This window comes from Roseateles sp. AC306 (assembly GCF_979253795.1).
The window spans coordinates 217040-231100 of record NZ_CEEDEB010000008.1 but is presented as its reverse complement, the minus strand read 5'-3'; the positions used below and the strand labels follow the sequence as shown (position 1 = coordinate 231100).

Genomic DNA, 14061 nt, shown 5'->3' with positions numbered 1-14061 from the left:
CGCGGGATTTTACGGGGGTGCCTCCCCGCGAGCCTTCGGCGCTGACGGATGGCGCCTCAAGCCGGCTCGGCTTCGGGCGACTGCCTGGCGCGGACGATGAAGCGGAAGCCGACGTCGTCGCGGCGCTCGTCGCGGGCGATGCGGTCCACGGCGGCCGAGCGGGTTTGCGCAAAGCTGCTGTGGAAGGAGCCGCCGCGCAACGCATGCCAGCCGGTTTCGGCGGCGGGCGGGCCTTCGGGGTCGACCCAGTTGTCGGGCGTTCGCTGCGCCGGTGTGAGCAGATCGCGGCAGATTTCGGCGACGTTGCCGTGCATCTGGAACAACCCCCACGCATTCGCTGGCAACCCCGCCACGGGCAGCAGCGAGCGGCTTTCCGCGTTGACCTGCGGGGACCCCACCTCGTCGCCAAAGGAAAACGCCGTTCGCGTGCCCGCCCGGCACGCGGCTTCCCATTCGGCCTCGCTGGGCAGCCGAACCTCGCTGCCTGGCAGCCACTGCTCCAGCGTGGCCAGGAAACGTTCGATGGCTTCGGCATTGACGCCTGTGATGGGCAACAGCTCGTCGCCGGGAGGAGGAATGCGGCCTTTCACCCGGTGCCACAAGCCAACCGTACAAGCGGTGTCCGCGATCCAGAACCCCTGGGTCAAGCTGACCGTGCGCAGTTCGCCTTCTTCCGGCGGGCCCTTGGGCGACCCCATGGCAAGCTTGCCCGATGGCACCCAGCGCAGTCGCTGACTCAACTTGGCGCCGCCGTCACGCGGGGTCAGCCGCAGGTTGGCATGCACACCATATTGACCATCAGAGCCGAGGCTGACCCCGACTTCGCCCGTCGCGCCTTCCAGCGGCCGGGTGGCACAGGCCCAACCTCTCGGGATGAGCCAACTGGCTGGTGATTTCGTCGGCGTGGTCCGCAACCAGACCCGCGCTCCGCTCAGCAGCGGTGGCGTGAGCAGGGCGAGGTCATCTTCGACATGCACGCCGTGCGCCCAGTCCGGTCGTTTGAGCACCTTCAACACCGGCTCGCCGAATTGCCGCAGCAGGTCGAGCACGGCCACCTGCGAAAGATGAGGGCGCAGCTCCTGGAGCAGGAACTGCGTCTGATCGGCCGGCGCCTCACGCTCCACCCAGGTCTTGAGCTGCTCCGTCAACCGGCCGGCGCGCAACATGACCCACAGCCCGGTCGGAATCACGCGGTCCCGCAAGGCTGCACCTTCGCGTGACAGTGCCACGCGCACCAGCTCCAGCTCGCCCGAATCCACCGCCTCCAGCAGCGCGCGCTCGTTCTCCAGGCGCGCCTCCTGCGGTCCCGCGCTCAGCGGCGCCGGCTCACGCCTCAAGGCCGGCTCGGGCTCGGGCGCAGCGGCTGCCGGAGCGACAACCGCGGGCTGGACGGGTTCGGGCGTTGCCGGCGGAACCGCCGCAGCTTCGGTGGCTGCCTCGGTCGCAGCCGCCGTCGCAGCTGGCGCGGCCGATGCGGGCGCCTCGTCTTCCAGCTCAGCAAACACCAGCAGCGCCCCCAACTGCGCGCCCTTCAACTCCGCCTTCTCGTGCAGCTCGCTCACGCGCGCCAGCAGCTCCAGCAGATCGAACCCCGAGCGGTTGTGCATGGCGCCCTCGCACAGCGCGGGCAGGCGCTGCAGCACCAGCCAGTACTGCAGCTCGACCGGCGACTTCACGGCCAGCACTTGTGACTGCAGCGCCTTGCGCAGGCCGTCGCCGTCGCGGAACAGCGCGTCGGCCCGCCACTGCGACAGCGTGATCAACAGCCGCGCCCCATGCAGCCGCAAGAACCGATACAGCGCCGGCGCAAACAGCTGCAGCGCGCAGACGATGGCCAGCCATTCGCGCCGCCTGGGCGTCTTGGCATCGCCCGCGCCCAGCGACTCGGCCAGCGCCAGCAGCGAGGCCATGCGGTAGAGCTTGCGTGGCACGCCGGGCGTGATGGCGGCTACCAGCGTCGCCAGGTCGTTGGCCTGACCGGCCGCATCGGCAAACCATTCGGGCCACTTGAACGCGAGGAAGTCACGCGCCGCTGCACCCGTTGGCCTGGGCAGCCGCACCGGCAGGTGAACCAGCTTCTCCAGGTACTCGGCGCCGGTGATGGGCGTCAGCCCCTCGCGGCCCTGCAGCGCGTAATCGCGGTAGCGGTGTGCAATGCCGCGCTCAATGACCTCCTCGTCCAGTGCCAGCACGAAGGCGCAGCCCTCCACTTCCAGGAAGAGCTTGATCGCCTCCAGCACCTCCACGGCCTTGTCGGGCAGGCAGCGGTCGAGGTCGTCGACGAGGAAGACGAGGTTGAGCTGAAAGTCGCTCTCGGCCGGCAGCTCGCCGGTGCCCAGCCAGCCCAGGCTGGCGCGCAGCCGCCAGCTCAGGCGCGGCCACCAGCCCAGGCCGCGGTACTTGAGCCGCTCCCGGTGCAGCGCCAGCGCCTTGGGGTTGCGGCCGGTGACGGCTTTCAGGTGCTCCAGGAAGTCGTAGTACAGGCTGTGCAGCGCGTCGGCCGGCAGGGCCAGGCGGCGCGCCTGCTGAAGGGCTTCACGGCGCTGGCGCCAGCGCGCCCAGGCGGAGGGTGGCGCCTTGCCGGACTCTGCCTTCAGCTCGGGCAGCTTGAGCACCACGCCCTGGGTCGCCAGCGCCGTCTGCAGCAGCTCGCGGCCACCGTGCTGGTAGACGGTCTGGGCCAGGTCGCCCAGCAGCACGAGGCGGTCGGACAGGCGCTCGTTGCGGCGGATGTCGGCGCCCAGGCTGTCCTCCAGCGCCTTGCGCAGGCACTGCTGGGCCACGCGCAGCAGCGGCACCAGCAGGTGCTCCTCGCGCTCGTAGCGCCAGGCGTTGAAGGGCACGACGACGTTGAGGGACTGCTCGCTTTCACCCTTGCTGCGGTCATGCAGCGCGTCCGCCACGGTCTGCAGCAGTCGGCTCTTGCCGGCGCCCCATTCGCCGAAGACACCCACGACCAGGGCCGGCTCGGTGCTGCTGCCGGCGCCCGGCTGCAGGCTGGCCGTCAGCTCGGCGACGATGCGCTGCGCGAGTGCGGCGTGGCCGAAGGCGAGGTTGGGCGTCGGCATGGCGCGGATGCTATGCCGCGCCGAGGCGGTGTCAGGCCGTCTTCGTCCGCTCGGCAGAGGACGTCGACATCGTCAGCCGCCCCGTGGCCGTCCAGTCATCCAGGCGGCGGCGGGCGTCGTCGCGCAGTTCGGCCTCGGTGGCCGCGTCGGCCTCGACCAGGCCGATCCAGGCGTTGCGGCCCACGTCCTTGGCTTCGTAGAGGGCCGCGTCGGCGAGGTCGATGGCGTTGTGCCAGTCCAGCGCGGCGGGCAGGCGCATGCACAGCGGGAAGGCGCTGAAGCCGACCGAGCAGCTCAGCGACAGCCGGTAGCCGCCTTCCAGCTCGAAGGGCTGGGCGGCGATGGCCTGGCGGGCGCGCTCGGCCATCTCGGCAGCGCGGCTGCGCGGCGTGCCGCGGGCGACGATGAGGAACTCCTCGCCGCCCCAGCGCACGAGGTAGTCCGACGAGCGGAAGACCAGCTCCAGCCGGCCGCGCATCTGCGTCAGCACGGTGTCGCCGGCCATGTGGCCGTGGGCGTCGTTGATGCGCTTGAAGTGGTCGATGTCGATGAGAAAGAACAGCAGGTCCTGCTCGCTGCCGCCGGGCACGGGCACGCTGGAGCCATTGGCCAGGGCTTCGTAGTGGCGCACGGCCAGGGCCGCATCGGCCGGCAGCTGGCGGTCCAGGAAGCGGCGGTTGCGCAGGCCGGTCAGCGGGTCGGTCAGGCTGGCTTCCTCCAGCTCGATGGACTTGGCCGTCAGCGCGGCGGTGGCGGCCTCCAGCGCCTCGGTGCGCTCCTGCACGCGCGCCTCCAGCACGCGGCGTTGACGCAGCAGCCAGCGCGTGCGGACGCGCACGATGCCGGCGACGATGCCGACGACCGCGAGCACGGCCAGCACCTGGGCCCAGAGCGTCTGCCACCAGGCGGCGCGTACGTCCACCTCGACCACCAGCTCGTTGGGCCCCCAGGCGCCGTCGCGGTTGCTGCCCTGCACATGCAGCTTGTAGCGGCCGGGCGCGAGGTTGGTGTAGGTGGCGGTGCGGCCCAGGGTGCCGTCCACCCAGCCTTCGTCCAGCCCTTGCAGCCGGTAGCGGTAGCGGTTGCGGCCGGGCTGGCTGTAGTCCAGCGACGCGAAGGCCAGGCTGAAGGCGTTCTCGCCCGGCGCCAGCACCAGCTGGCCGCCGGTGGTCGGCAGCGGCCGTTCCTCGCCGTCCACCCGCAGCTCCGAGATGACCAGCGGCGGCTTGTACGACCACGGCGAAAAGCGCTCCGGGTCGATGACGAGCAGTCCGCGCGCGCCGCCGAACAGCATGCGGCCGTCGTCGAGCTGGGCATAGGCGCGGAACCAGCCGGTGCCCAGGTCGGCGCCATCGGCGGCGCCCAGCTCGCGCCGCTCGCCGCTGCGCGGGTCGTACATATTGCGCTGCGACCAGATGCGGCCCTGCTTGTCCAGCAGCAGGTTGGCGCCGAAGGCCCCGCCCGCTTCCGACGCGGCCACGGCCTCGAAGCGTGCCTGGCTGCCCTGGCTTTCCACCAGGCGGTGCAGGCCGGTGCCGGTGTCCACCCACAGGCGGCCGGCCTGGTCCACGGTCATGCCAAGCACGGTCTGGCCGGTCAGGCCCTTGGGCTCGACCCATTCGGCCACCGGCTCCTCGTCATCGGGCTTGGCGACGCGGAACAACCCCGCCGCGCCGCCGGCCCACAGGCTGCCGTCAGGCAGGCGGGCGAAGGCATTGACCTCGCCGGTGCCGCCCACCAGGCCGGCCGTCGGGATGGCGCGCATCTGCGGCCGCCCGGGCGTCCAGCGCATCAGGCCGTCCAGCGTGGCAATCCACAGCGCGCCGTCCTCGCCGGCGTAGAAGCGCCGCGGCACCGCGTTGCCGCTGCGCAGCGTCTCCTTCCAGCGGCCCTGCTCGTCAAAGCGCAGCAGCTGCGTGTCCACAGCCACCCAGACCGAGCCGTCCGGCGTCTGCCCGAGGGCGTTGACGCGCCCGGCCGGCAGGCCGCCCGCGCCCGGTGCGATGTGGGCGAGGGGCTGGAGCTGGCGGTCGCGCCGCTCGATGCCGCCGGCCAGCGTGCCCAGCCAGACCTCGCCGTTCTTCAGCTGCAGGATGCTGCGCACGTCCAGCGCGGCCGTACCGGCGCCGTCGCGCACCATGCTCAGCCCGGGCAGTGACGGCACGTGGCGCATCAGGCCGCCGCCGTAGCTGCCGGCCCAGATGGTGCCGGAGGGGTCGCGCATCAGCGCGCGCACATCGCTGCGCGGGCCGGTGGCGGCACCGCTGCCGTTGCCGGTCGCGGGCAGGCGTTCGATCAGGCTGCCATCGGTGGCGCGCCGGCGCGACAGGCCCGACGAGTCCCCAAACCAGAGTTCGTCGGCATCCGGTTGCGCCATGGCCATGACGGGCCAGACGCTGGCCTTGCCGTCTACCTGGGCGCCGGCGCTGAAGGGCAGCGGCTGGCCGGTGGTGGCCAGCGCGCGCAGCTGGCCCTGGGCGGTGCCGGCAATGATGCGGCCGTCCAGCGTCTCGGCCAGCAGCGTGATGAGCTGGTCGCCCAGGCCCACGTCCAGCGTCTCGATGGGGCCGTCGGGCGCCTTGCGCGCCAGGCCGCGCCAGGTGCCTATCCAGAGCGTGCCCTGGCGGTCCACCAGCAGGGTCTGCACGCGCGGGTCGGGCAGGCCGTCTTCCTTGCCGCGGTGGTGGGTGAAGCGTTCGCGCTTGACGTCGAAGCGGTCCAGGCCGCCGCTGCCGCCTATCCACAGCGTGCCGTCCTTCTCCAGCGCCAGCGTGCGCACGGTGTTGGCGGCCGGGGCGGTCTCGTCGGCAGAGTTGCCGTCGCGCGCCCAGCGTGCCCAGCGGCCGGTGGCGAAGTCCAGGCGCACCAGGCCGCTGTTGCCGGCGGCTACCCACATCCAGCCCCGCGGGTCGGGCAGCATGGCGCGCACGAACTGCTCGGGCAGCAGTTGGCCGTCCGGCGCGGCGAGCGCGTAATGCTTGAAGGTGTAGCCGTCGAAGCGCAGCAGGCCCTCGGGCGAGCCGGCCCAGAGCAGGCCGCGGGCGTCCTGGGCCAGCGCGGAGACGACGTTGTCCCGCACGGCGCCCGGCTCGCCGATGGATTCGAAGCGCGGCACCACGGCCGCCGCGCCTTGCGCCAGCCCCAGCGCCGTTGCCGTGACGATCAGCAGGGCTGCCCAACCCCTTTTTGTGAAAACCCTCATGCGGCGGATTCTCAGGCAGCCGCAAGCCCGGTCAGGCCGGGTCTTGCCCTCGGTCGATGTGAATCGTCACTGGGCCAGCGGTTTGGCGATGGCGTCGATGCGTTCCACGACCTCGGCCGTCAGCTTGGGTGTGACGGCCAATGCGCCCAGGTTTTGCTGCAGCTGCTCGATGCGGCTGGCGCCCAGGATGACCGTGGACACGCGCGGGTTGCGGTTGATCCAGGCGATGGCCAGCTGGGCCGTGTCGCAGCCCAGCTCGGCGGCGATCTCGGTCAGCTTGCCGACGGCGTCGTTCCTGGCCTTGTCCTGCAATTGCTCGCGCATCCAGGCCATGTTGTCTAGCGCGCCACGGCTGCCCTCGGGGATGCCGTTGCGGTACTTGCCGGTCAGCAGGCCCGAAGCCAGCGGGCTCCAGGTCGTCAGGCCCAGGCCGATCTCGTCATACAGCCGCGCGTACTCCTGCTCCACCTTGCGGCGGTGGAAAAGGTGGTATTGCGGCTGCTCCACCACCGGCTTGTGCAGGTGATGGCGCTCGGCGATCTCCCAGGCGGCGCGGATGTCGCCCGCGCTCCACTCGCTCGTGCCCCAATACAGCGCCTTGCCCTGGCGAATGATGTCGCTCATGGCCCAGACCGTTTCCTCGATGGGTGTATTGGGGTCGGGGCGGTGGCAGTAGATGAGGTCCAGGTGCTCCAGCTGGAAGCGCTTCAGCGACGCGTCCACCGCCTGCATCAGGTACTTGCGGTTCAGCGTGTCCTTGCGGTTCACCGTCACGCCGTCGCGCTGCAAACCCCAGAAGAACTTGCTCGAGACGATGTAGTCCAGCCGGTTCCAGCCCAGCGCCTTGAAGGCCTGGCCCATGACGACCTCGCTCTCGCCCTGGGCGTAGACCTCGGCGTTGTCGAAGAAGTTGATGCCGGCGTCGAAGGCCGCGGCCAGCATCTCGGTGGCGGCCTTGGTGTCGACCTGGTTGTGATACGTGACCCAGGAGCCGAGCGAAAGTTCGGACACCTGGAGGCCGGCGCGGCCGAGGCGGCGGTATTGCATGGTGGATTCCGCAGCAGGAATGAAAAAGGGCCGCAGCATAAGCGCGGCCCTCAAGCCCTGCCGGAGCAGGGGTTGCAGCCGGTCGCGCCGGCTGCCCAGTTGTGTCAGGCCTGGCGTGAGCGACGGCGTGCCACGCTGCCGACGACGGCCAGGCCGGCAGCCAGCAGGGCGAGGCTGGCCGGCTCCGGCACCGGGGCGGCGCTCAGGTGCAGGTTGTCCAGCACCAGCGACTGGCCGGCGCTGACCGTCACGCCGAAGCTGTAGATGTCTGCATTCGCGCGGGAGAAGCCGAGGAACTTGCCTTCGTTGTAGCTGTCCCAGGACGTGTCGACCGTGTACGAGAACGACTCCAGCACCTGGTTGGCGGCGCTGTAGGCGGTCAGCGTCAGCGTCGCATGCTTGACGCCGTCCATCGGCTGGCTAAGGTTGAAGAAGGCGCCGACCTGAGCCTGCGCGCCGCCGAAGAAGCCGAACAGCACGGGGCCGGTGGCGGACACGAAATTGCCGCTGCCGGTGGGCGTGGCGTCGAAGCGGGCGCCCCAGAGGCCGTTGCCGTCCAGGCTCTGCTCGTTGGCGCCCAGCACGGCGCTAGCGTCGGTGACGAAGTAGGTGTCGGCGTCAAGCCATTTGCGCGCGGCGGCGCCAACGGCTTGGCCGTCATTGGCGTCGAAGTCGATCAGCGTGGCGGGCGCGAACGTGGCGGTCGACGACACGATGCTGGCGGCATGGGCGGTGCCTGCCAGCGACAGCGCTGCGACCAGGGCCAGGGATGGGAAAGAGGTCTTCATTGAAGTGGTCCTTGAATTGGGATGGGGCGCTTAGCTGCCAATGACGCCGCCGTCGTCCTTGGTGATGACGACGACGCCCGAACGCGGCCGGCCCGCCGGCAGGGCGGTGACGCCGTCCGACGCGACCGTCCATTGGCCCTGCGGCCAGTTGGAGAACTGTGTCGGGTTCGTGGCCGTCGCGTCTTCGCCCGGGTGCTGGATGCCGACGAACATGGTCTTGCCGTCCGGTGCCATGGTCACGCCGGTGACTTCGCACTTGTTCGGGCCGGTCAGGAAGCGGCGCATCTCGCCGGTGTTCGGGTCGGCGCAGACCATGCAGTTGGCGCCGATGTTGATCCAGTCGCCCGAGCCATCGCCGACCTGGTCGGTCTGCACCCAGAGGCGGCCGAAGTAGTCGAACCACAGGCCGTCCGGCGCGCCGAAGTCGACGCTGCCGTTGGGCGTGTCGACCAGGCTGCCCTTGTAGTCGTTGGTCGGCTTGGCAGCCTTGGCCGTGGCGATGTCACCGTTCTGCGCGAACAGGTCCCAGCCGAAGCTCGTGGCCAGCACCGACTTGCCCGTCTCGCGCCAGCGGATGATGTGGCCGTAGATGTTGTCTTCGCGCGGGTTGGCCGCGTCGACGCCGGGGCGGGCGGTGGCGGCCGTGGTGCTGCCGTCGGCCAGGTTGTCGGACGCTGGTGTGGTGCCGCGGCGGTTGTTGTTGGTCAGCGTGCAGTAGACCTCGACTTCGTCGAAGCCACCGATGCGCGGGCGGGCGCCGGTCCATTCCGGGCGGTCCATCATCGTGGCGCCGACGGCATCGGCCGCCATGCGCGTCTTGATCAGGATCTTGGCCAGCACCTCGGCGTTGTTGGCGCCGGCGAAGTTCGGGTTGTCGCGCAGCGCCACGCCGTTCGTCCCGACCGTGCCGGGCAGCAGCGGCAGCCACTGGCCCGACAGGTCGCTGCTGAACCTGGCGACATAGAGGGTGCCGCTGTCCAGCAGGTTGCGGTTGGCGGCCTTGTTCGTCGGGTTGAACTTGCCCGCGCAGACGAACTTGTAGATGTACTCGTTGCGCTCGTCGTCACCCATGTAGAAGGCGACGTTCAGGTCCTTGTCGACGACGTACTGCGCGCCTTCATGCTTGAGGCGGCCCAGTGCCGTGCGCTTGACGGGTACGGCCTTCGGGTCATACGGGTCTACCTCGACAACCCAGCCGAACAGGTGCGGCTCGTTGGGGTTGGTGCTCAGGTCGAAGCGTGGGTCGGTGGTGTGCCAGCGGTAGCCGAAGCCGGCGGCAACAAGGCCGTAGCGGCGGTTCAGCTTGCCGATCTCGGTCGCGGCCGAGGTGTCGACGGCGCCGGTGCCGCCGAAGTTGCCGTTCCAGTTCTCCTCGCAGGTCAAGTAGGTGCCCCAGGGCGTGATGCCGTGGGCGCAGTTGTTGATCGTGCCGAAGCAGGTCGTGCCGTCGGTCAGGTTGCCGGTGGCGATGGACGCCGTGTCGGTGATGACGAACTGGTTCGTGCGCAGCAGCGCGTGGCCGGCGGCTGGGCCGGCGATGCGCATCGGCGTGTTGGCGGTGATGCGGCGACCGTAGGGCGAGGTCTTGACGACGCGCCACTTGCCGCCGATGCGGCGGGCTTCCAGCACCGACATGCCATGGGCGGCCTGCGACTTGCGCGTCTTGGCCAGCGTGTAGCCGTTGCCGACCTGGCCGTCCGTGAACAGCAGTTCCTCGTGCGTGTACTCGTTGTTGATCGCCAGCAGGCCGCGGTCCGACGTCGGCTTGCCGTCCGCGCCCGTGAATGGGAAGAAGTGCATGCCGTCGTTGTGCATGCCGAACTGCCTGAGCTGCTCGGCCGCAGTCTCGCTGGCCGTGCCGCTGAAGGGCTGGCCGCCGGGCAGGACGGCGTCGCCCCAGGCCACGAACAGCTCGGCCTTGTAGCCGGCCGGCACGGTGACGCGGTCGACCACGGCGCTGGCCGAGCCGCCATGCACGGCGACGTTGCGCGCGCGCGTCTCGGCGGGGATGCTTTCGAAGCCGATGCCCGGGAAGCCCAGGCCCGGCGCCACGGGCGCAGCGGACACGGTGTTGACAAAGCCGCCCAGGGTCAGACCGCCGGCCGTGGCCAGTGCCGCGCCGCCGATGCCGCCCTTGACGAACAGCCGGCGGCTGGCGTCGACGCGGTCGATGACGTCGTGAATGGAGTCATTGCCGGACGGGTTGATCGTCTGGTCATTGGTCGGGTGGGACTTGCCTTTCATGGCGGGCTCCTGCGGGTGGTCGGGTTCAAACCTCCGCACTCTGGCGGCTGCCGATGACAGTGCCGTGAAGGTCGCCCACGCGGTTATCGTTGCGTTCATGAATCTCGCCGTCATCGGCGCAGGCCCCGCCGGCCTCGCGCTCGCCCTGCTGGCCGCCGAGCGCCTGCCGGCCGCCCAGATCCACCTCTTCGACACCCGACCGCTGGACCGCGACATCAGCGGCGACGCGCGCACGCTGGCGCTCAACCTCGGCAGCATCCGCCTGCTGGAACGCCTGGCCGCCTGGCGGCCCGAGGTGGCCCAGGCCATCCGGACCGTGCACGTCAGCCAGGCGCCGCCTTCGCCCATCTCTGGCGAAGTACGCATCCGCGCGGCCGACCTCGGCGTGCCCCAGCTCGGCGCCGTGCTGCCCTATGGCGCGCTGGTGGCGCCGCTGCAGCAGCGCTGGCTGGACCGCGCCGCGCAGCAGCCGCAGCGCCTGTTCACGCGCTTTGGTACGCCGGTGCACGCCATTCGCTCGGACGCCTCGGGCGTCGAACTGGACAGCGGCGAAGGGCCGCTCGTGGAGCGCTTTGACCTCGCCGTCGTCGCCGAAGGCGGCGTGTTCGCCGAGCAGGACCGCAAGCGCATCAGCAGCAACTATCACCAGAACGCCTGGGTCGGCAGCGTGCGCCTGGCCGCACCGGGCCTGCAGGGCCTGGCCGTCGAACGCTTCACGCGCAACGGGCCGCTGGCGCTGTTGCCGCTCCCGGACGACGCGCAAGGCCCGCGCGCGGCGCTCGTCTGGTGCCTGCCCCAGGCCGAGGATGACATCGCCACGCTGGACGACGCGCAGCGCCTGGTGGTCATCCAGCAGCAACTGCCCGCCGCCGCCGGGCGCCTCACGGGCATCTCGGCGCTGAAGTGCTTCCCCCTCGGCCTGAACGCCGAGACGCGGCTGCTGCAGGGCCGCACGCTGCGCATCGGCAACGCGGCGCAGACGCTGCACCCGGTCGCCGGACAGGGGCTCAACCTCGGCCTGCGCGACGCCCAGGCGCTGGTCGATGCGTTGCGCGAAGCCGCCGAGACCGGCGCAGGCCTGGACGCCACGCTGGCCCGCATCGACCGCCACCGCGCCCCCGACCGCTGGCCCATGATCGCCGCGACGGACTTCCTCGCGCGCAGCTTTGCCTGGCGCCTGCCCGGCCTGCCTGGCCTGCGCGGCCTGGCGCTCGCAGGCCTGGAGCTGGCCACGCCGCTGAAGACAGCGGTGGCCCGCCGCATGATGTTTGGTGGCTGAAAACGCCCCACGGAGATTCGATGCAGGTCACCTTCGCTCTCGCCGCAGCTTTCCTGCTCGCGGCCATTCAGCCCGCCGCGGCCCAGACCGCGCCGCTGATCGCGCCGGGCAAGGCCATCGCCGGCGCCTCGCAGGAGGAATGGTCCAAGCGCTGGTGGCGCTGGGCCCTGTCCTTCGATGACGACGAGAGCCCCGTCGCCGACCGCGACGGCCGCTTCTGCGCCGAAGGGCAGGACGGCCCGGTGTGGTTCCTGGCCGGCACCTACGGGACGGCGCGCACGGTGCGCAGCTGCCGCGTGCCGGTCGGCAAGACGCTGTTCTTTCCCCTCATCAACTACATCACCTACGAACCCGACGACGCGGACGAGTCCTGCGCCTCGCTCAAGAAGCGCGCGGCTGAGCTGACGCCCGCGCCCGACGCCCTGGTGCTGGAAGTCAACGGCAAGCGCTTCAACGGCCTCGCCGCCCACCGCCAGGCCACCCGCCGCTGCTTCCATGTCGCTGAGGATGACGACACGCGGGCCGCCGGCAACGGTTTCTACGTGGCACTCGGCCCGCTGAAGAAGGGCCGCTACACGCTGAACTTCGGCGGCATTCTGCCGGGCATGTCGCAAGCGGTGACGTACACGCTCGACGTGGAGTGAGCAAGGGTCGATAAGGCCTTCACGAAGCGCCGCAGCGCCGGCCTTTGTGACAATCGGCCCCATGAGCCTGACTGCCTACATGGACGACCTCGGCCGCGCCGCCCGCGCTGCCGCCACCGCGATGGCCGCCGCGCCCACGGCCGCCAAGAACAACGCACTGCTGGCCCTGGCCCGCCGCCTGCGCGAAGCCGGCCCGGCGCTCGCCGCCGCCAACGCCCGTGACCTGGCCGGCGCTGCCGAACTCAGCGGCCCGCTGCGCGACCGCCTCAAGCTCGACGCCAAGACGCTGGCGACCGTGGCCGAAGGCTGCGAGCAGATCGCAGCCATGCCCGACCCCATCGGCGAGATCACCGGCGTGAAGCGCCGCCCCACCGGCATCAGCGTCGGCCACATGCGCGTGCCGCTGGGCGTGTTCGGCATGATCTACGAGAGCCGCCCCAACGTGACCATCGAGGCCGCGTCGCTGGCCATCAAGAGCGGCAACGCCTGCATCCTGCGCGGTGGCTCCGAGGCGATTCATTCGAACCTCGCGCTGGCTGAGATCGTTGGCGCGTCGCTCGAAGAAGCCGGCCTGCCGCGCGCCGCCGTGCAGCTCGTCAACACGACCGACCGCGCCGCCGTCGGCTTGCTGATCTCGCAGCCGCAATGGGTGGACGTCATCATCCCGCGCGGCGGCAAGGGCCTGATCGAGCGCATCAGCGCCGAGGCCAAAGTGCCCGTCATCAAGCACCTGGACGGCAACTGCCACAGCTATGTCGACGCCGAGGTCGACGTGGCCCAGGCGGTCAAGGTCGTCGACAACGCCAAGACGCAGAAGTACAGCCCCTGCAACGCGACCGAGTCGCTGCTGGTGCATGCGGCACAGGCGCGGGCTTTCCTGCCGTTGATCGCCGAGGTGTTCGCGGCCAAGGGCGTGGAGATGCGCGGCTGCGGCCGCACCCGCGCGCTGTTGCCGGCGGCAGTGGCGGCGACGGAGGAAGACTGGTCCACCGAGTACCTCGCGCCCATCATCAGCATCAAGGTGGTCGATTCACTCGACGACGCCATCGCCCACATCAACCGCTACGGATCGCATCACACGGATGCGATCCTGACCACCAACCACCCGAACGCGATGCGCTTCCTGCGCGAGGTCGACTCGGCCAGCGTGATGGTCAACGCCAGCACCCGCTTTGCCGACGGCTTCGAATACGGCCTGGGCGCCGAGATCGGCATCTCCACCGACAAGTTCCACGCCCGCGGCCCGGTGGGGCTGGAGGGGCTGACGTCGATGAAGTGGGTGGTGTTGGGGCAGGGTGAGGTGAGGGGCTGAGGCCTGATGCCGTTCGCCCGCTGCCCAATATGCGGTGACTCGTTTCGCCTATCGGTTCGTGGTGACCTTCGCAAGTGGGAAGCAGAGCATGCAACCCATCGGCCGAATAACTTGGGCGCGGAAGGTTGGAGTGAACGCAGTGAACTCCAACAAATCCCGGCGAGCAGCGAGCGGCCGTTCGCGTGAGGCCCGTGCCGGGAGTTCGCCCGGCGGGCGACCTGCTTTCTGAGCGACCAGAAAGTAGGCAAAGAGTCGCCCCCTGCTCCGTCGCCCTTCGCTTCGCTGCGGGTCCCCTGCGATGCTCGAACGGCGAGGCCCGCCCGGAACTCGCTTCGCTACGCTGCGCTCAGACAACCGTGCGGAGTCAGATGTCGAAGTGCGCTGCGCGCACGCCTAGCCGTTCTGCGCTTCTCGGCTCCTCCAAAGGGGGTGATGGAACAGCCAAATACGCACCCGTCGGCTCGCGAAGTAGCATGC

8 protein-coding genes are annotated in these 14061 nt (G+C 70.3%); 3 read left to right on the top strand and 5 right to left on the bottom strand.

The window, feature by feature from the left end:
* Positions 1–56: 56 nt before the first annotated feature.
* The 5 genes from AC0IZJ_RS17385 to AC0IZJ_RS17365 form a co-directional block, all read right to left on the bottom strand.
* Positions 57–3068, bottom strand: a complete 3012-nt coding sequence (locus AC0IZJ_RS17385) for a P-loop NTPase fold protein (protein ID WP_471852238.1) — start codon at positions 3066–3068, stop codon at positions 57–59.
* 31 nt (positions 3069–3099) lie between these two features.
* Complete coding sequence (locus AC0IZJ_RS17380; RefSeq protein ID WP_471852235.1) at positions 3100–6270, bottom strand: diguanylate cyclase; 3171 nt, start codon at positions 6268–6270, stop codon at positions 3100–3102.
* A gap of 66 nt (positions 6271–6336) precedes the next feature.
* Positions 6337–7317 (bottom strand): potassium channel beta subunit family protein, encoded by a 981-nt coding sequence (locus tag AC0IZJ_RS17375; protein ID WP_471852233.1) that lies wholly within the window; start codon positions 7315–7317, stop codon positions 6337–6339.
* A 104-nt stretch (positions 7318–7421) separates the two neighbouring features.
* Complete coding sequence (locus tag AC0IZJ_RS17370) at positions 7422–8105, bottom strand: PEP-CTERM sorting domain-containing protein (RefSeq protein WP_471852231.1); 684 nt, start codon at positions 8103–8105, stop codon at positions 7422–7424.
* A gap of 30 nt (positions 8106–8135) precedes the next feature.
* Positions 8136–10349 carry a PhoX family protein gene (locus AC0IZJ_RS17365; RefSeq protein ID WP_471852229.1) on the bottom strand — a complete coding sequence of 738 codons (2214 nt, stop codon included), beginning with the start codon at positions 10347–10349 and terminating at the stop codon, positions 8136–8138.
* Between the two features lie 97 nt (positions 10350–10446).
* Between AC0IZJ_RS17365 and AC0IZJ_RS17360 the strand changes: the two genes are divergently transcribed.
* From AC0IZJ_RS17360 to AC0IZJ_RS17350, 3 genes are all read left to right on the top strand, one after another.
* Positions 10447–11628 carry an FAD-dependent monooxygenase gene (locus tag AC0IZJ_RS17360; RefSeq protein WP_471852227.1) on the top strand — a complete coding sequence of 394 codons (1182 nt, stop codon included), beginning with the start codon at positions 10447–10449 and terminating at the stop codon, positions 11626–11628.
* A gap of 20 nt (positions 11629–11648) precedes the next feature.
* Positions 11649–12272, top strand: a complete 624-nt coding sequence (locus tag AC0IZJ_RS17355) for a hypothetical protein (protein WP_471852225.1) — start codon at positions 11649–11651, stop codon at positions 12270–12272.
* Between the two features lie 61 nt (positions 12273–12333).
* A complete protein-coding gene (locus AC0IZJ_RS17350; RefSeq protein WP_471852223.1) occupies positions 12334–13584 on the top strand; it encodes a glutamate-5-semialdehyde dehydrogenase in 1251 nt (416 codons plus the stop codon).
* Positions 13585–14061: the final 477 nt, after the last annotated feature.

Bases quoted from the DNA above. Each gene is read 5' to 3' on its own strand.
- AC0IZJ_RS17385 (WP_471852238.1), bottom strand. From the start codon at position 3,068: ATGCCGACGCCCAACCTCGCCTTCGGCCACGCCGCACTCGCGCAGCGC.
- AC0IZJ_RS17380 (WP_471852235.1), bottom strand. From the start codon at position 6,270: ATGAGGGTTTTCACAAAAAGGGGTTGGGCAGCCCTGCTGATCGTCACG.
- AC0IZJ_RS17375 (WP_471852233.1), bottom strand. From the start codon at position 7,317: ATGCAATACCGCCGCCTCGGCCGCGCCGGCCTCCAGGTGTCCGAACTT.
- AC0IZJ_RS17370 (WP_471852231.1), bottom strand. From the start codon at position 8,105: ATGAAGACCTCTTTCCCATCCCTGGCCCTGGTCGCAGCGCTGTCGCTG.
- AC0IZJ_RS17365 (WP_471852229.1), bottom strand. From the start codon at position 10,349: ATGAAAGGCAAGTCCCACCCGACCAATGACCAGACGATCAACCCGTCC.
- AC0IZJ_RS17360 (WP_471852227.1), top strand. From the start codon at position 10,447: ATGAATCTCGCCGTCATCGGCGCAGGCCCCGCCGGCCTCGCGCTCGCC.
- AC0IZJ_RS17355 (WP_471852225.1), top strand. From the start codon at position 11,649: ATGCAGGTCACCTTCGCTCTCGCCGCAGCTTTCCTGCTCGCGGCCATT.
- AC0IZJ_RS17350 (WP_471852223.1), top strand. From the start codon at position 12,334: ATGAGCCTGACTGCCTACATGGACGACCTCGGCCGCGCCGCCCGCGCT.